The sequence below is a fragment of the Pseudomonas sp. S3E17 genome (assembly GCF_024168685.1).
GTDB lineage: Bacteria > Pseudomonadota > Gammaproteobacteria > Pseudomonadales > Pseudomonadaceae > Aquipseudomonas > Aquipseudomonas marginalis.
In genome coordinates, this window is the sequence record NZ_JALJWE010000001.1 from 3,433,139 (window position 1) to 3,450,546 (window position 17,408).

A 17,408-nucleotide genomic window follows, 5' to 3' on the forward strand; every position below is an offset into this window, starting at 1 on the left:
GCCCTGTTAGACTTTGCGACCTTATTTTCAGCCTTGGTCCGGGAAACTCGATGTTTCGTTCGCTTTTTCGCCTGTGCGCAGCGTTGATGGCCTTGAGCCTGGCCGCCTGCGACGACGCCCCACGCTTCACCAAGGCCGAGCCGGGTGAAGCGCGAGCGGGCGGCGCGACGACGGTGAACAAGCGCGACCAGAATGCGTTTTCCCTGCCCTCGGCCAACCTGTCGCCCACGCGCCGCCTGGATTTCAGCGTGGGCAACAGCTTCTTTCGCAGCCCCTGGGTGATCGCGCCGTCCACCACCACCGCCCGCGATGGCCTGGGCCCGCTGTTCAATACCAACGCCTGCCAGAACTGCCATATCAAGGACGGCCGCGGCCACCCGCCGCTGCCCGACGCGGCCAATGCGGTGTCGATGCTGGTGCGCCTGTCGATTCCCCTGTCTATCCAGGACCAGCCGCCCTACGCCAAGCTCATCGAGCAAGTCGGGGTGGTACCCGAGCCCGTCTACGGCGGGCAACTGCAAGACATGGCGGTGCCCGGCGTGCCGCCGGAAGGCAAGGTGCGCGTCGACTACACGCCGGTCAACGTCACCTTCAAGGACGGCACCGTCGTCGAGCTGCGCAAGCCCGACCTGCAAATCACCCAGCTCGGCTATGGCCCGATGCACCCGGATACACGGTTTTCCGCGCGCATCGCCCCGCCGATGATCGGCCTGGGCCTGCTCGAAGCTATCAGCGACGCGGACATCCTGCGCAATACCGACCCGCAGACCGCCGACAAGGAAGCCCTCGTCGGCCGCGCGAATCGGGTCTGGGATGACGCCGAGCAAAAAACCGTACTCGGGCGTTTTGGCTGGAAAGCCGGGCAACCCAACCTCAATCAACAAAATGTTCACGCGTTCTCTGGTGATATGGGCCTCACCACCTCCCTGAGACCCTTCGATGACTGCACCGACGCCCAAGTCGCCTGCAAACAGGCACCCAACGGCAATGGCCCCGATGGCGAGCCGGAAGTCAGCGATAACATCCTGCGCCTGGTGCTGTTCTATACGCGCAACCTGGCAGTGCCCGTGCGCCGCGACGTCGACACGCCGCAGGTGCTGGCCGGGAAAAACCTGTTCTACCAGGCCGGTTGCCAGGGTTGCCATAAACCGACGTTCACCACCGCTGCAAATGCCGCCGAACCCGAGTTGGCCAACCAAGTGATTCGCCCCTACAGCGACCTGCTGTTGCACGACATGGGCCCAGGCCTGGCCGACAACCGCACGGAATTCAAGGCCGGTGGCCGCGACTGGCGCACGCCGCCGTTGTGGGGCATCGGCCTGACGCAGACCGTCAGTGGCCATACCCAGTTCCTGCATGACGGCCGCGCCCGCAACCTGCTCGAAGCCGTGCTGTGGCACGGCGGCGAAGCACAAGCGGCGCAGCAGCATGTGTTGTCCTTCAATGCCGAGCAGCGTGCTGCGTTGCTGGCGTTCCTGAATTCTTTATAAGCTTCGCCCCAATTACAGAAGGGAGCTCGACATGTTCCGTCCCAAGTTGTTGTTCACCAGCCTGGCCGCCCTCGCCCTGGGCGCCTGCTCGCCACAAGACCCGCAAGCCGTGACCTCGGCGGCGATCGCCAAGCAGGTGATCCTGCCGACCTACAGCCGCTGGGTCGAAGCCGACCGCCAGTTGGCCGTCAGCGCCCTGGCCTACTGCCAGGGCAAGGAAAGCCTGGACACTGCCCGCGCCGACTTCCTCCACGCGCAAAAAGCCTGGGCCGAGTTGCAACCGCTGCTGATCGGCCCGCTGGCCGAGGGCAACCGCTCGTGGCAGGTGCAGTTCTGGCCGGACAAGAAGAACCTGGTGGGCCGCCAGGTCGAGCAACTGGTCGCCGCCCAGCCGCAGATCGACGGCACCGCACTGGCCAAGTCCAGCGTGGTGGTGCAGGGCCTGTCGGCCTACGAATACATCCTCTACGACGCCAAGACCGACATCGCCGACGAGGCGCAGAAAGCCCGTTACTGCCCGCTGCTGGTGGCCATCGGTGAGCGCCAGAAAGCCCTGGCCGAAGAGATCCTGGCCAGCTGGAACAGCACCGACGGCATGCTCGCGCAGATGAGCAAGTTCCCGAACCAGCGCTACGCTGACTCCCACGAAGCCATCGCCGATCTGCTGCGCGTACAAGTGACCGCACTGGACACCCTGAAGAAAAAACTCGGCACGCCCATGGGCCGCCAGACCAAGGGTATCCCGCAGCCGTTCCAGGCCGATGCATGGCGCAGCCAGTCGTCCCTGCAAAGCCTGGAAGCCAGCCTCGCCGCCGCCCAGACCGTGTGGGTCGGCGTGGACAACAAGGGCCTGCGTGGTTTGCTGCCGGCGGACCAGAAGCCGCTGGCCGACAAGATCGACGCAGCCTATGCCGCCGCGCTGAAACTGTTCGCCAGCAACCAGCGCACCCTCAACGAACTGTTGAACGATGACGCCGGGCGCCAGCAGCTCAACGACATCTACGACAGCCTCAACGTCGTCCACCGCCTGCACGAAGGCGAGCTGGCCAAGGCGCTGGGGATCCAATTGGGCTTCAATGCCAACGACGGTGACTGATGATGCTCAGGCGACAGGCTTTGGCGATCGGCAGCGTGCTGCTCAGCGCACTCACGTTGGGTGGCTGGACGCTGTTCAAAGGGAAGGACAAGCGCCCGCTGCTGCTGTCGGCGCGCGATGATGCAGACGGCAAGCACTATGCCGTGGGCTTTCAGCTGGACGGCAAGCAGGTGTTCGCCACCCAGGTTGGCCAGCGCTGCCACGACATCATCAACCACCCGACGCTGCCGATTGCGCTGTTTGTTGCCCGCCGCCCGGGCACTGAGAGTTACCTGATCGACCTGCGTAATGGCGCACTGTTGCAAACCATCACCTCGAACGCCAACCGCCACTTCTATGGCCATGCGGTCATCCACAAGAGCGGCGATTGGCTGTACGCCACCGAGAACGATACGTCCGACCCCGGCCGTGGCCTGCTCGGTGTGTACAAGTTCGAAGGCGAGCGCCTGGTGCACAGCGGCGAGATCTCCACCCATGGCATCGGCCCACACCAGGTGTCGTGGATGCCCGACGGCGAAACCCTGGCGGTGGCCAACGGCGGCATTCGCACCGAAGCCGAAAGCCGCGTGGAGATGAACCTCAACGCCATGGAACCGAGCCTGGTGCTGATGCACCGTGACGGCACGCTGATCAGCAAGGAAACCCTCGGCCAGCAGATGAACAGCGTGCGCCATATGGGCATCGCCAGCGATGGCACCCTTCTCACCGGCCAGCAGTTCATGGGGCCGTCCCAGGAGCGCTCCGAGTTGCTGGCGATCAAGCGCCCGGGCCAGCCGTTCGTGGCGTTCCCTGTGGCCGATGAGCAGTTGCAGGCCATGGGGCATTACACCGCCAGCGTCGCCGTACACAGCGAATTGCGCCTGGTGGCGTTGACCGCACCCCGTGGCAACCGCTTCTTTATCTGGGACATGGACACTGCCGAGCTGCGCCTGGATGGACCGCTGCCCGACTGCGCAGGCGTCGGCGCAGTGGCGGACGGGTTTGTCGTCACCTCGGGCCAAGGCCGTTGCCGCTACTACGATTGCCGCCAGAAACAGTTGGTCGCCAAACCGTTGGAATTACCCGCAGGGCTCTGGGATAACCACCTGCATCTGATCTGAGCTGCGTAGATACCGTCTAGCCAACATCGCGCCCCCGTAGCAGACGCCTTGCGGATAAGGTTTGAAAGGCAAAAAAAAGGGCCTCGCATCGCAAGGCCCTTCTTCGGGGGTTTGAATCGTTTCAACTTTGCGGCCTCATCCCTTGAGACATCCCAAACATGAACAACAGCAACTCATGATCAGGCTTGACCGCCGCACTCGCCTTGGCGACGCGGGGCAACAGGCATTGCCCGCCGCCTTGCACCGCACTGAGTACCTGTGTGCGAGGTTGCTCCCATGCGGCCAGGGCCAGGGCCGCAATGCCCATCGCCCCGACCAGGAACAGACCTCGTGCTATTTCTAGCTTCATCTGGTTAAACCCTTGATAGCGCTGCCAAACGCCGCTTCATAAAAGTAGCTGAGTTTTTCCCAGTCGGTGCTGTTCCACGACGAATGGCGACGCAGCTGCAACATGTCATGGGAGGCTGCCCGATAAGCGGTCAAGCGCTGGCGGCATTTCTCGAAGTCCAGCAGCGCCACTTCCACCTGGGCCGAGTCGCCCTCGCCCGTCACCCGCACGAAAATATGCTTGATGTACAGGCAACCGTGCTGCCAGCGTCCCTTGTGCATGCGGGCCAGGGTAGCGGCCAACTCCTTGAGCAAGCGCTCGTGCACCTGCTCGCCATACTGTTCGCGACCACCGGCGGCGTACCAGTTTTCAATTTCGTCGAAGCCATCGAGCGCGGCGGTCACCAGCAGTGCCTTCCAGCGGTGCTCGGGGTCACGACGCGCCTCACAAAAGACCATTTCGGGCACGCGAACATCCAGCAGTCGCAGGCCCTTGAGGGCATCGCGCTCGCGCAATACGGTTGGGCGTCCAAACGGATGCAGCCAACTGCGGTAGATATGGCCCGTCTGACGCTTGCTGTAGAGCAAACGGCCATTGGCGCTGAGTACACGCTGTACACCACTTTCACCGCCACGCCGGCGATTGGGCTCTTCGACCCACTCGCCTTGCTGACGCCAGAAATAATCGAAGCGTTCTTCGGGAGCTACGTGACTGCCTGCTACGCACTCAACTGCCATCCTGTTACCTCTTGCGCAATACATACACCCGCCACATGGCGTAGAGCGGTATGAAGTCCAGGGAGTCCTGAACACGAAAACCGGCTTGCTCGAACTCTGATTCAACAGTAGCAGCCGGTAACACAAATCTGTTTTGGTAACCTTCCTGCTCACCTGTCTTGCGACGCTTTCCTTCCAGACGCTTGCGTTTCCAGGCTTTGAAATTGCCATCGACCCACAACGAAATGATCACGCTGTCGCGGGTAACCCGCTGAAACTCCCGCAGAATTGCCTGACGGTGCGCCGGGTCACCAATGTGGTGGAGCAGGCGCATACAGAAAATGCTGTCGACCGAGTTATCCGGCAAATCGATATCGAAGGCAGATGTCTGCAAGGGCCGTACCCGTTTCACCACTTCTGCGGGCTGGGCGGCCGTCGCTACCTTCAACATGGAGGCCGAGTTGTCGGCGCCGATGATCACACGGTTGGGTTTTTCCGCCAGCAGCGGCCAGAAACGCCCGGCGCCACACGGCAGGTCCAGCACCAGGCCTGGCTCGCCGGCCATCGCCAACGCGCCACGGGCCAGTTGCTCGTCGCGTTTGTGTGACAACCGGCGCGCCAGATTGTCCTGATGCTTGAGCAAATATTCGTGGGCGTGCTGGTCGTCGTACTTTTCGGAAAATTCGAGCTTGATCGGGGTAGGCATCAACGGATCTCCAGTTGCTGATGCCTACAACCTTAAGCAGCGTCCTGTGATCAACAGGTCAACCCCTTGTGAAAAACTTGTCCTGTCCAATCCCATACATTTCAAGACTTTACAGACACAAGCAATATCATGGGGCCATCTTCGCCGATTTACGGGGATCTCTGGCAGGATAACGGCAGAGGGACCGGTCAGGCGTTGACCTGACTCAACTGAACATGAAAGCGACAGCCATTGGGCTCCACGGTGCTGAGGGTAACGCTCCAGCCCTGGTTCTCGCAGATGCGCTGGACCAGTGACAACCCCAACCCCAGGCCCTCACCGCGCTTCTCACTGCCGCGGACGAACGGCTCGAACATCGCTTCGCGCTTGTCTTCGGGAATGCCGACGCCGCTGTCTTCCACCACAAACCCGGTCGGCTCCAGGGTCAGCCGGATGAAGCCGCTTTCGGTGTAATGCAGGGCATTGCGCAACAGGTTGCCCATCACGGCATGCAGGAAGGTCGCGTTGTAGCGCGTATCCAACGGGTTGCCCGGCTGGTAGATCAACTCCAGACCCTTGTGCTCGATGGGCTCGCGCCAGATGCCGAGCAGATCATCCGCCACCTGGGACAGATTGACCTTGGGTGACATGCTGCCGTCATCATGCTGAGCCCGGGCCAGCATCAGGAAGGTTTGCACCAGTTCGCGCATTTCTTCGCAGGCCCGGGCGATTCGCTCGACCTGGTTACGCCCACGCTGATCGATAGCCGGGTTTTCCAGCAACAATTCGCAGGAGCTGGCCAGCACCATCAAAGGCGTGCGCAGTTCGTGGCTGACATCGCTGGTGAACAACTGCTCGCGGGACAATGCCTGGCGCAGGCGCCCCAGCGTGGCGTCGAAGGCCACCGCCAGCTCACCCACTTCGTCGGCCGCGTAGTCCGGGGCCAGGGGCGGCGCCAGGCCCAGCAACTGGTCGCGATGCCGCACCTGGCGGGCCAGGCGCACCACCGGCGCCATCACTTTACGGGCCAGCACCCAGCCGAGGAATACCGCCAGCGCCAGGCTGAGCACGAAGCCCACCAGCACCACGGCAAACAGCACGCGCTCGCGCTCTTCGAAATCGCTTTGATCCTGCAGCAGCACATAGCGCCGACCGTCGACCACTTCGACCATGGCGTGGTACGACAGGGCCTCGCGAAACACCTCATGAAACCCTGGTTCCAGATGCCGCAGGTCCTTGGGCAATTCAAAATCCCCGGGGCCACCGCTGAAGTAAAACAGCTGGTCGGGCTCGGGGCGGTGCCGCCAGTCCTCGACGGTGTCCATCAGCAGCAGGCGCTGCAGGTCACCGCCCAAGCCTGCCGAGATCAATTTCTCTTCCACCAGGTGCACGGTGGCGACGATGCCCATGGCGAAGGCCCCCGCCACCAACGCACTCATCAAGGCAAAGGCGATGATGATGCGCTGGGCAAGGCTTTGCTTAAACTCCATCACGGCCCTCGGCCAGGCGGTAACCCACACCATGCACGGTTTGCAGCAACGGCTTGGCGAACGGCTTATCGATCACCTGGCGCAATTGGTGCACGTGGCTGCGCAGGCTGTCGCTGTCCGGGCAGTCATCGCCCCACAGCGCCTCTTCCAGCACTTCCCGACGCAGTACGTGGGGACTTTTCTGCATCAAGACCGCGAGCAGCTTGAGACCGACCGGGTTGAGCTTGAGCAGGCGCCCTTCGCGGGTCACTTCCAGGGTATCGAGGTCGTAATTCAGATCGGCCACTTGCAGGGCGCGGCGACCGCCACCTTGGGCACGGCGCAGCACCGCTTCGATGCGCGCGGCCAGTTCCGACAGGGCAAACGGTTTGAGCAAGTAATCGTCGGCACCGGACTTGAAGCCCTGCAGCCGGTCATCCAACTGGTCGCGGGCGGTGAGCATGATCACCGGCGTGTCGCGGCGGGCGTCTTCACGCAGGCGCTTGCACAAGGTGTAGCCATCGATGCCAGGCAGCATGATGTCGAGCACGATCAAGTCGTAATGCTCGGTGGCGGCCAGGTGCAGGCCCGACAAACCGTCCTGCGCACAGTCCACGGTGTAGCCTTTTAGCCCCAGGTAGTCGGCCAGGTTGGCCAGAATATCGCGGTTGTCTTCAACCAATAGAATTCGCATGGGCAGTGTCTCCGTACGCGGTAACGGCCGTGTTGGCTCGCGCAGCTTAAGGCCAAGTGTGGCTCAGGGATAGAGCGGAAAGGCGTGCCAATAAAGGTTTTCAACCGATTCGGCCTACCAACGAGTTTTTCACTATAGCTTCACAAACTGACTACAGTGTCAGGCAGAAGATCGCCCCCCATTGATATAAGGAACATGGACATGGGGTTGCTCAAGACGGCGCCAATGCGCTATTTGCTGTTGGTAACCGGTGCCTGGCTGGTTATTTTCCTGCTCACCCGCAGCGTGCTGCTCATCACCCATTTGGATGAAGTCGGCGGCAACCTGCTGCCGGTGTTTGGCGTGGGCCTGCTATACGACCTGGGCTTCCTGGCCTACGCGGCACTGCCGCTGGGCCTGTATTTGCTGCTGTGCCCGCCCGCGCTGTGGCGCCGGCGCGGTCACCGCTGGTTCCTGCAGGCCGTGCTCACCGTCAGCCTGTTTGCCATGCTGTTTACCTCGGTGGCCGAGTGGCTGTTCTGGGATGAGTTCGGCGTGCGCTTCAACTTCATTGCCGTCGATTACCTGGTGTACTCCGACGAGGTGTTGAACAACCTGCTCGAGTCCTACCCGATCGGCAAACTGCTGAGCCTGCTCGCCATGCTGGCGATTGTCTTGAGCCTGGCCTTGCGCAAACCGTTCAATGCAGCGATGAGCGCCCCACTGCCGCCGATGCGCGGTCGCCTGGTGAATGCCCTGGCCCTGTTGGTGATTGCTGGCCTCAGCCTGCAGCTGATCAGCCAGGACAGCCCGCGAGCCCAGGGTGGTAACGCCTACAAGAACGAACTGGCCAGCAATGGTCCGTATCAGTTTTTCGCCGCATTCCGTAACAACGAACTGGATTACCCACAGTTCTACAAAACCCTGCCGACTGAGGTTATCGCCACGCAACTGCGTGCAGAGCTGAGCGACCCCAACGCCCGCTTTATCGGCCAGGACCCGCTGGATATCCGCCGCGCCATCACCAACCCGGGCACGCCGCGCAAACCCAATATCGTACTGGTGACCATCGAAAGTTTCAGCGCCAAGTACATGGGCAGCAACGGCGACGAGCGCAACCTCACGCCTAACCTGGATGCGCTGCGTAAACAAAGCCTGTATTTCAATAATTTCTATGCCACCGGCACCCGCACCGACCGTGGCCTGGAGGCGATCACCCTGGCGATTCCACCCACGCCCGGGCGCTCGATCGTCAAGCGCATCGGTCGTGAAAGCGGCTTCGCCAGCCTGGGGCAACAGCTCACGGCCGTCGGTTACGACAGCGTGTTTGTGTACGGCGGGCGCGGGTACTTCGATAACATGAACGCGTTTTTCAGCGGCAATGGTTATCGCGTCGTGGACCAGAGCAGCGTGCCCGAGTCAGAAATCTCGTTCAAGAACGCCTGGGGCATGGCTGACGAGGACCTGTACAACCAAACCCTGAAACTGGCCGACACCGACTACGCCAAGCAGCAACCCTTTTTGCTGCAACTCATGACCACCTCCAACCACCGCCCCTACACCTACCCGGATGGGCGTATCGACATCAAATCCGGGAATGGCCGCGACGGCGCGGTGAAATACACCGACCACGCCATCGGCCAATTCCTGGAAGCCGCCCGCCAAAAACCCTGGTTCGATAACACGATCTTCATCTTCGTCGCCGACCACACCGCCGGCAGCGCAGGCAAGGAAGACCTGCCCATCACCAACTACCAGATTCCGCTGTTCATCTATGCACCCAAGCTGATCGACGCACGGGAAAGCGCACAACTGGCCAGCCAGATCGACCTGGCGCCCACGCTGCTGGGCCTGCTCAACCTGAGCTACGAATCCACCTTCTTTGGTCGCAACCTGCTGCAGGGCAACCCACTGCCACCTCGGGTCGTGATCGGCAACTACCAGCACCTGGGCCTGTTCGACGGCAAGGACCTGGCCATTCTCAGCCCACGCCTGGGCCTGCGCCGCCACGACCAGGCCCTGGGTGAGAGCCAGGAGTTGCGGGTCGGCAGCGATGACCCGTTGATCCAGCGGGCGATCACCTACTACCAGGCCGCCAGCTATGACTTCAAACAACAGTTACTGAGCTGGAGAGCGCCCAAGGAAGAGGCCCCGGCACTGAGCACGCGCTAACCAAAACGTCCCGTACAGGTCAGTACGGGACGTTTTTCACCAGGGTCCACCATGGGAACCACCCCCGCCGTCCCCGTCTCCAAACCTCTCAACCTAAGGCTCTGCCTGGGCATCCCCGGCGGCGCTGCGCTCCTATTGCTGTTGCTGGAACTGACCTCGCTGGACATGGACCTCGCCAAGCTGTTCTACAACGGCGCGGAGGGCGGTTTCATCGGGCGTTACAGTTTCTTCCTCGAAGACATCCTGCATGACCGTGCCAAACAGTTGGTCATCCTATTCTCGGTCCTGGCGATGCTGGGGTTTGCCGGCACGTTTATCCTCCGACGGCTCAAACCCTACCGTCGTGAACTGGGCTGCCTGGTGCTGTCACTCGGGCTGGCGACCGCGTTTGTCGCTCCGCTGAAAACCATCACCGGCGTCCAGTGCCCGTGGAGCGTCCAGGAATTCGGAGGTCAGGAAACCTACAGCAAACTGCTGAGCCCTCGCCCGCCCACCGATAAACCCGGGCGCTGCTGGCCCGGCGGTCATGCCGCCACCGGGTTCGCCTTGTTCGCCTTGTTTTTTGCACTGCGTGACCGGCAGCCGCGCATGTCGCGCTACGCATTCATCTTCGCCGTCGGCTTGGGCAGCGTGTTTTCCATCAGCCGTATGATGCAAGGCGCACACTTCTTTTCCCATAACGTGTGGACGGCAATTTTCTGCTGGCTGATCTGCCTGGGGCTGTATTGCCTGTTGCTGTACCGGCCCTCCACGCGCGCAACGCCCACCTGAAGCCAAGGCAGCGCCCACAAAAAAGCCCCGCCTGCATCACTGCAGGCGGGGCTTTTTCAGTACAGGGGTAAGGCTGGCTTACATCATGCCGCCCATGCCACCCATGCCGCCCATGTCTGGCATACCGCCGCCAGTCGAGCCTTCAGCCTTCGGCTTGTCAGCGATTGCAGCTTCGGTGGTCAGGATCAGACCACCGATGGAAGCTGCGGCCTGCAGCGCGGAACGAGTCACCTTGGTAGGGTCCAGGATGCCCATTTCGATCATGTCGCCGTAGACGCCAGTCGCAGCGTTGTAACCGTAGTTACCTTTGCCGTTCTTGACTTCGTTGACCACAACACTTGGCTCGTCGCCGGAGTTGGCAGCGATCTGACGCAGCGGTGCTTCAACCGCACGACGCAGCACAGCGATACCGACGTTCTGATCAGCGTTGTCGCCGGTCAGGTTGGTCAGGGCTTCCAGGGCACGGATCAGCGCAACGCCACCGCCAGGTACCACGCCTTCTTCGACGGCTGCGCGGGTTGCGTGCAGGGCGTCTTCAACGCGGGCTTTCTTCTCTTTCATTTCAACTTCGGAACCCGCGCCAACCTTGATCACTGCAACGCCGCCGGACAGCTTGGCCAGGCGCTCTTGCAGTTTTTCACGGTCGTAGTCCGAGGACGTCTCGGCAACCTGGGCACGGATCTGAGTGATGCGCGATTGGATGTCGCCGTCAACGCCAGCACCGTCAACGATGATGGTGTTTTCCTTGGAGATGGTCACGCGCTTGGCGCTACCCAGGTTTTCCAGGGTGGCGCTTTCCAGGCTCAGGCCGATCTCTTCGGAGATAACGGTACCGCCGGTCAGGACGGCGATGTCCTGCAGCATGGCCTTGCGACGGTCGCCGAAGCCTGGAGCCTTGACGGCTGCGACTTTAACGATGCCACGCATGTTGTTCACAACCAGGGTCGCCAGGGCTTCGCCTTCAACGTCTTCGGAAACGATCAGCAGTGGGCGGCCGGCTTTGGCAACGGCTTCCAGCACTGGCAGCATTTCGCGGATGTTGGAGATCTTCTTGTCGACCAGCAGGATCAGCGGGCTGTCCAGCTCGGCAACCATGGTTTCCGGCTTGTTGACGAAGTACGGGGACAGGTAGCCACGGTCGAACTGCATGCCTTCGACAACCGACAGTTCGTTTTCCAGGCCAGTGCCTTCTTCAACGGTGATCACGCCTTCTTTACCGACTTTTTCCATGGCTTCGGCAATGATGTCGCCGATGGAGCTGTCGGAGTTGGCGGAGATGGTGCCTACCTGGGCGATAGCCTTGGTGTCGGCGCAAGGCTTGGACAGGTTTTTCAGCTCAGCGACGATGGCGATGGTGGCCTTGTCGATGCCGCGCTTGAGGTCCATCGGGTTCATGCCGGCAGCAACGGCCTTGTAGCCTTCGTTGACGATGGCCTGAGCCAGAACGGTGGCGGTGGTAGTACCGTCGCCTGCGTCATCGTTGGCACGGGAGGCAACGTCTTTGACCAGCTGCGCGCCCATGTTTTCGAAACGGTCTTCCAGTTCGATTTCTTTGGCGACGGAAACGCCGTCCTTGGTGATGGTCGGAGCGCCGAAGCTCTTCTCGATGATCACGTTACGGCCTTTCGGGCCCAGGGTCGCTTTTACTGCGTCAGCCAGGATGTTGACACCGGTGAGCATTTTCTTACGGGCGGAATCGCCGAATTTAACTTCTTTAGCAGCCATGATCGATATTCCTTAAATACTTTGTAGTAACGGGAAAATGAGCGGGGAAATCAGTCTTCCAGAACGGCGAGAATCTCGTTCTCAGCCATAACCAGCAGGTCTTCGCCGTCGACTTTCACAGTGTTGCTGCCGGAGTAAGGGCCAAATACAACCTTGTCACCGACTTTAACGGCCAGCGCACGTACGTCACCGTTTTCCAGAGTCTTGCCTGGGCCTGCAGCGACGATCACACCGTGGTTGGCTTTTTCAGCAGCCGAACCTGGCAGAACGATACCGCCAGCGGTTTTCTTTTCTTCTTCGCTGCGACGGATTACGACGCGGTCGTGCAGAGGACGAAGCTTGCTCATTGTCGATCTCTCCTAATTGTGTTTTTCATCGGCCGGTATCGATACCGGCGGGTTGTATTCCGGCAGTGCCGGTCGCGGTTCGCTGGGCGAAACACGGAAGTCTGTCCGGTGTCGCCACCAGAAACCTTGCGGTGACCGTTACATAAGGGCGCATAAGCTTATTACAAGGGGCCGGCGATGATTTTTTTTGCGTCTGCCAGCCTATAAAAGCAACACGGCACCCGAAGGTGCCGTGCCAGTGAAGCGGTTATTTGCTGTCGCGGTGTTCGAACTCGCCTTCGATCACGTCGCCTTCTCGCCCCAACGGTTGGCGCGGAGCCGGGCCGCCACGGGGTTGCAGGTCGTCGGCGAACGCACGTTGGCGAATCGCGGCCTCTTCGGCGCGCTGGCGCATCTTGCCCGCGAGCAATTTGCGGGTGAACGGCAGCAGCATCACCAGTCCCACTACGTCGCTGATAAAGCCCGGCAGGATCAACAGGCCGCCCGCCAACGCCATCATCAGGCCTTCGAGCATGGTCTGGGCCGGCAGTTCGCCGCGGTTCAGGCTCTCACGGGCACGCAGCGCCGTAGCCAGGCCGGCGACGCGCAGCACCAGGACGCCGAGCATCGAGCCGAGAATGATCAGCAACAGGGCCGGGAAAAACCCGATCGCACCGCTGACTTGAACGAATACGAACAGCTCCAACACCGGGAACAGCAGAAAGAGCAATAAAAAAGGGCGCATCAAAAGGTTCCTCAACGCAAGAATGCCTTGCCAGTCCACCTTAGATGACGTCGCCATTTCGTGAATTCAAGCTTCAGCGGCGGCTTTTTTCGGCCAGACCTCGGCGTGGGCCAATGAAACCAGGGCTTCGCGTACTTGTGTCGGCGTGTTGCAAGACGCCGCAAACGGCAGCCAGTGCAAAGCCTGGCCGATGCGCAGATGCAGGCCTTCGCTGTCGATGCCGGCCAATTGCGCAGGTTCGAAAGCAGGCAAGCCGGCCAACTCGACGTAATGGGCAATGGCCTTGGTGTGGTCACTGTTCATGTGCTCGACCATGCTGCGCTCGGCCTTGCCCGCGAAGGGGTTGGCCAGGGTCAATTGGTCGATCCAGTGAATCGCGCCAAACCCGCCGATATAACGGTGGCGCACCGGCTTGAGCACCCAGAAATCGAAATCGTGGGCCTGGTGGTAGTTGGCCGAATCGGGGAAGTAACGGTAATAGCGCTCGGCCGCCGCTTCGATGGCGGCAGGGTCGTCGAGTTTCTCGGCTTCGGCCAGGTAGGTCAGGCGCCCCACGGCCTGCACGTCATCCGCTTCGCGCTCGCCGACCAGCAGCGAGCACTTGGGATCTTTTTGCAGGTTATGGGTGTGCTGGGCGATACGGCTGATCAGGATCAGCGGGCGGCCCTGCTCGTCGAGGCAATACGGCACGACCGAGCCGAACGGAAAGCCGGGCATGGCCTTGGACAGTGTGGAGAGAGCCCCACGGTATTCCTTGAGCAACAGCTCTCGGGCGTTCTTGGCAACCTGCGCGCTCAACGTATGACTCCTCGGGTATTCAGCCGCCCATAGCGTATGGGAATGGATCTCAACACAAGGTAATCAATCTACGCGCCGGTTGCCAGGGCTCGATTACCAGGCGACGCCGAAGCCTGCGGTATAGCGGGTCTTGCTCAGGCTGCTTTCCGAATCGCCGCTGATCACGTCGCGCTCGGCCTTGAGGTTGAGCGATGCCCACTCGGTCACCTTGTAGCGCAGGCCCATTTCCGCATCCAGGGAGTACTCGGCGGGGCCGTCGATAGGCTTGCCTACCTCGCCATTGGTGAAGAACTCAACGGTCTTGCCCACCAGGTAGCGGTTGTAGTTCCACTTCATGGCCAGGGAATAGAAGTTGTCCTTGCCGCCATCGGCGTACTCGTAATCGGTGCGGTTGACCAGCGAGCCGAGGGAGAACGCCCCCAGCTCGTCGTCCCAGAACTGGTAGCCCGGGCCGGTACCGACGGTACGTTGACGCGCCAGGTCTTCAACCTTGTCGCGCTTGTAGGTCAGGCGCCCCTGCCAGAACCAGTGCTCGGTGATGAAGCGGTCCAGGTCATACTCCAGCGCCCAGTTGTCGGTGGTGGTGACGTCGTCCTGGAACTCGCGGTTGTATTCGCCCTGCCCGGTATGGCGCCATTGGCCATGGCGCGCGGTGGTCTTGAAGTCGATGTCGTAGTCGTTGGTGTCTTTTTCGGCGCGCTTGTAGTCCAGCGCCATGTCGACATTGCCCTTCCACACCAGGTCTTCGATCACCGGCTTGGGCTTGATGATCTGCTGGATACTTGCCAGCTCGACAGTCTTGGGCGCCTCGCCATTGGCCAGCACCACCTTGCCATCGTCCGCCGCCTGCAGGGACTTGGCCTTCTCGCCGGTGTAGGCGTCCTGCTTGACCAGCAGTTCCTGGTCGCTCTCCAGGGTTTTCACCTGTTTCCAGTCCACCGGAATGGCGCCGGCGTAGTCGGTCTGGATCAGCAGCTTGCCACCGTCGAAGACCTTGATCTTGCCAGTCAGGCGGTCACCGTTTTTTAACCAGACGGTATCGGCCAGCAGGGGCGTGGAGGCACTGAAGACAGCGAGGCACAGCAGGGTTCTGGACAACATAAGCGGATAGGGAGCTCAAGGTTGGCGAAAAGGGGCGATTATCGTGTTAGATAGCTAGGACTGACTCAAGGATTTGTGTTGAGTTCAATTCTCAACAGCATACTTACAGACGTTTCTTACAAAAGACCGACAATCCCAACGGATATGCCCACAGTGAATCAGCCTGCCGATGCCCCACAACCCCCCGCCGAAAGGCGCCGCACCGCGCTGTACCTGACCCTGGCGCAAGTCCCCGCCGGTTGCGTGGTGAGTTACGGCGAGCTGGCGCAACTGGCCGGGCTGGGACGCGCCGCGCGCTGGGTGGGTCGCACCTTGAGCCAACTTCCCGAGGGCACCACATTGCCCTGGCATCGCGTGCTGGGTGCCGGTGGTCGGATAAGTCTGCCGGTGGGCAGCGCCTCGGGCGACGAGCAACGGGCCCGCTTGCGCGATGAGGGCGTCACGGTGCGCAACAATCGCGTGGATATTCAGCGCCATGGCTGGCGCCCGGTAGAGCACAGCGGTTAGAGTGCGCGCTTTGTTTCCGTGAATCTGAGGCAGACTCCAGCCCATGCCCCGTAAAACCTGGCGCGCCGCGCTCGCCGCCTATGCCAGCCCCTCGACGTTAGTGCTGTTGTTGCTCGGCTTTGCCGCCGGCTTGCCTTACATGTTGGTGTTCTCGACGCTTTCGGTGTGGCTGCGTGAGGCCGGTGTGGCCCGCGAGACCATCGGCTATGCGAGCCTGATCGGTTTGGCGTATGCCTTCAAATGGGTCTGGTCGCCGCTGCTCGACCAATGGCGCCTGCCACTGCTCGGTAAACTCGGACGTCGTCGCTCCTGGCTGGTGCTTGCACAGTCGCTGGTGATCCTCGGATTGATCGGCATGGGGTTCTGCGACCCGCAGAAACACCTGTCCTGGCTGATCGCCATTGCCGTCGTGGTGGCCTTTGCTTCCGCCACCCAGGACATCGCGGTCGACGCCTATCGCCTGGAAATCGCCGACGACAGCCGCCAGGCCGCCCTGGCCGCCAGCTATATGTCCGGCTACCGCATCGCCGCCCTGCTGGCCACGGCCGGTGCGCTGTTCTTTGCCGAAGGCTTCGGCTCCACCGGCTTCAACTATAAGCACTCGGCCTGGACCGGTACCTATGTGCTGTTCGGCGTGCTGATGATCCCGGCGCTGCTGACCACGCTGTTCATGCGCGAACCGAATGTACCGCTGCGCACCCAGTTGCAGGCCGGGCGCTACAGCTTCGTGCATCAACTGGTGTCGGTGTTTGTGCTGATCGTGTTGCTGGTGTCCGTACCGGCGATGTTCACCCAGCTGTTCAACACCGACTTCGCCAGCGTGCTGTTCCAGGGCGTCAGCCTGTGGGACTTGTTGATGGACGACCGTGCGTTCCTGCGCGCCATTCTCTATATCATTCTCACCACACTGTGCCTTTCGGCCATGGGCCGACGGGGCCTGGCGCCGGTGCTCACGCCGGTCAACGACTTTATCCTGCGCTACCGCTGGCAGGCATTGCTGCTACTGGGGCTGATCGCCACCTATCGTATGTCCGACACGGTGATGGGCGTGATGGCCAACGTGTTCTATATCGACCAGGGCTTTACCAAGGATCAGATCGCCGGGGTCAGCAAGATCTTCGGCCTGATCATGACCCTGCTCGGCGCCGGCATGGGCGGCCTGCTGATCGTGCGCTTCGGCATCCTGCCGATCCTGTTTATAGGCGGCGTGGCGTCGGCGGGGACCAACCTGCTGTTCGTGATGCTCGCCGACATGGGCCCCGACCTGCAGATGCTGATCTTTACCATCTCCCTGGATAACTTCAGCTCGGGCCTGGCCACGTCGGCATTCGTGGCGTACCTGTCGAGCCTGACCAACCTCAAGTTTTCCGCCACCCAATATGCGCTGCTCAGCTCGATCATGCTGTTGCTGCCGCGCCTGATCGGCGGCTACTCGGGGGTGATGGTGGAGAAATTCGGGTACCACAATTTCTTCCTGATCACCTGCATGCTGGGCGTGCCGACACTGCTACTGATTGCGTTGCACTGGTATCAGGAGAATCGGCGGATGCGGTTGAATCCGCCGGTAGAGGACTGATTCTGGGGGCCCTTTAAAAGCCAGACCGCGGCGCCCCCATCGCAAGCAAGCTCTGCGCCTACAGACAGCCCTGCATTCTGATGCCTGTACGGCGGCAGTTTGCGCCCGTACAATCCCAAGTCATTTCAAG

Annotated in this window: 17 protein-coding genes; 7 read left to right on the forward strand and 10 right to left on the reverse strand. The window is 61.3% G+C overall.

What is annotated here, in order from left to right; all coding sequences use genetic code 11:
- Nucleotides 1-50 precede the first annotated feature (50 nt).
- The 3 genes from J3D60_RS15315 to J3D60_RS15325 are packed head-to-tail and all read left to right on the forward strand — an operon-like array spanning nucleotide 51 to nucleotide 3,686.
- The gene (locus tag J3D60_RS15315) at nucleotides 51-1,490 is read left to right on the forward strand and encodes a di-heme oxidoredictase family protein (RefSeq protein ID WP_253491903.1); all 1,440 of its coding nucleotides are present in this window, start codon (nucleotides 51-53) and stop codon (nucleotides 1,488-1,490) included.
- A 31-nt stretch (nucleotides 1,491-1,521) separates the two neighbouring features.
- Complete coding sequence (locus tag J3D60_RS15320) at nucleotides 1,522-2,586, forward strand: imelysin family protein (RefSeq protein ID WP_065939200.1); 1,065 nt, start codon at nucleotides 1,522-1,524, stop codon at nucleotides 2,584-2,586.
- Nucleotides 2,587-2,588: 2 nt separating this feature from the next.
- On the forward strand, nucleotides 2,589-3,686 hold the full coding sequence (locus J3D60_RS15325; protein ID WP_065939261.1) for a DUF1513 domain-containing protein: 1,098 nt from the start codon (nucleotides 2,589-2,591) through the stop codon (nucleotides 3,684-3,686).
- A gap of 121 nt (nucleotides 3,687-3,807) precedes the next feature.
- Here the strand turns inward: J3D60_RS15325 and J3D60_RS15330 are convergent, their stop codons facing one another.
- The 5 genes from J3D60_RS15330 to colR all read right to left on the reverse strand — a co-directional run bounded on the left by J3D60_RS15330 (nucleotide 3,808) and on the right by colR (nucleotide 7,578).
- Nucleotides 3,808-4,035 carry a hypothetical protein gene (locus tag J3D60_RS15330; protein WP_027605486.1) on the reverse strand — a complete coding sequence of 76 codons (228 nt, stop codon included), beginning with the start codon at nucleotides 4,033-4,035 and terminating at the stop codon, nucleotides 3,808-3,810.
- Entirely contained in the window at nucleotides 4,032-4,751 is a 720-nt protein-coding gene (locus tag J3D60_RS15335; protein ID WP_065939201.1) for a lipopolysaccharide kinase InaA family protein, read from the reverse strand. Before J3D60_RS15335 ends, J3D60_RS15330 begins: the two co-directional genes overlap by 4 nt.
- A 4-nt stretch (nucleotides 4,752-4,755) precedes the next feature.
- Nucleotides 4,756-5,436, reverse strand: coding sequence for a class I SAM-dependent methyltransferase (locus tag J3D60_RS15340; RefSeq protein ID WP_065939202.1), 681 nt, complete (start codon nucleotides 5,434-5,436; stop codon nucleotides 4,756-4,758).
- Nucleotides 5,437-5,624: 188 nt separating this feature from the next.
- Nucleotides 5,625-6,905, reverse strand: coding sequence for a HAMP domain-containing sensor histidine kinase (locus J3D60_RS15345; RefSeq protein WP_065939203.1), 1,281 nt, complete (start codon nucleotides 6,903-6,905; stop codon nucleotides 5,625-5,627).
- A complete protein-coding gene (gene colR / locus J3D60_RS15350; RefSeq protein ID WP_027605482.1) occupies nucleotides 6,895-7,578 on the reverse strand; it encodes a two-component system response regulator ColR in 684 nt (227 codons plus the stop codon). The genes J3D60_RS15345 and colR overlap by 11 nt, the downstream gene beginning before the upstream one ends.
- 201 nt (nucleotides 7,579-7,779) lie before the next feature.
- Here colR and J3D60_RS15355 point away from each other — a divergent pair, with 201 nt between their 5' ends.
- Nucleotides 7,780-9,729, forward strand: coding sequence for an LTA synthase family protein (locus tag J3D60_RS15355; protein ID WP_253491905.1), 1,950 nt, complete (start codon nucleotides 7,780-7,782; stop codon nucleotides 9,727-9,729).
- Between the two features lie 51 nt (nucleotides 9,730-9,780).
- A complete protein-coding gene (locus tag J3D60_RS15360; protein WP_253491907.1) occupies nucleotides 9,781-10,500 on the forward strand; it encodes a phosphatase PAP2 family protein in 720 nt (239 codons plus the stop codon).
- A gap of 78 nt (nucleotides 10,501-10,578) precedes the next feature.
- Here the strand turns inward: J3D60_RS15360 and groL are convergent, their stop codons facing one another.
- The 5 genes from groL to J3D60_RS15385 form a co-directional block, all read right to left on the reverse strand.
- Nucleotides 10,579-12,225, reverse strand: a complete 1,647-nt coding sequence (gene groL, locus J3D60_RS15365) for a chaperonin GroEL (RefSeq protein WP_065939206.1) — start codon at nucleotides 12,223-12,225, stop codon at nucleotides 10,579-10,581.
- A 50-nt stretch (nucleotides 12,226-12,275) separates the two neighbouring features.
- Nucleotides 12,276-12,572 (reverse strand): co-chaperone GroES, encoded by a 297-nt coding sequence (groES, locus tag J3D60_RS15370; RefSeq protein WP_003175874.1) that lies wholly within the window; start codon nucleotides 12,570-12,572, stop codon nucleotides 12,276-12,278.
- A gap of 247 nt (nucleotides 12,573-12,819) precedes the next feature.
- Nucleotides 12,820-13,296 (reverse strand): FxsA family protein, encoded by a 477-nt coding sequence (locus tag J3D60_RS15375; RefSeq protein ID WP_024077215.1) that lies wholly within the window; start codon nucleotides 13,294-13,296, stop codon nucleotides 12,820-12,822.
- Nucleotides 13,297-13,362: 66 nt separating this feature from the next.
- Nucleotides 13,363-14,094 carry a HugZ family protein gene (locus J3D60_RS15380; protein WP_065939207.1) on the reverse strand — a complete coding sequence of 244 codons (732 nt, stop codon included), beginning with the start codon at nucleotides 14,092-14,094 and terminating at the stop codon, nucleotides 13,363-13,365.
- A gap of 93 nt (nucleotides 14,095-14,187) precedes the next feature.
- Nucleotides 14,188-15,195, reverse strand: coding sequence for a DUF481 domain-containing protein (locus J3D60_RS15385; RefSeq protein ID WP_027605476.1), 1,008 nt, complete (start codon nucleotides 15,193-15,195; stop codon nucleotides 14,188-14,190).
- 144 nt (nucleotides 15,196-15,339) lie between these two features.
- On the opposite strand from J3D60_RS15385, the gene J3D60_RS15390 reads away from it, so the two are divergent.
- Together J3D60_RS15390 and J3D60_RS15395 are read left to right on the forward strand one after the other, a co-directional pair.
- A complete protein-coding gene (locus tag J3D60_RS15390; protein WP_253491909.1) occupies nucleotides 15,340-15,702 on the forward strand; it encodes an MGMT family protein in 363 nt (120 codons plus the stop codon).
- A gap of 43 nt (nucleotides 15,703-15,745) precedes the next feature.
- Nucleotides 15,746-17,278: an AmpG family muropeptide MFS transporter gene (locus J3D60_RS15395; RefSeq protein WP_065939210.1), complete on the forward strand. Its 1,533-nt coding sequence runs from the start codon at nucleotides 15,746-15,748 to the stop codon at nucleotides 17,276-17,278.
- Nucleotides 17,279-17,408 lie beyond the last annotated feature (130 nt).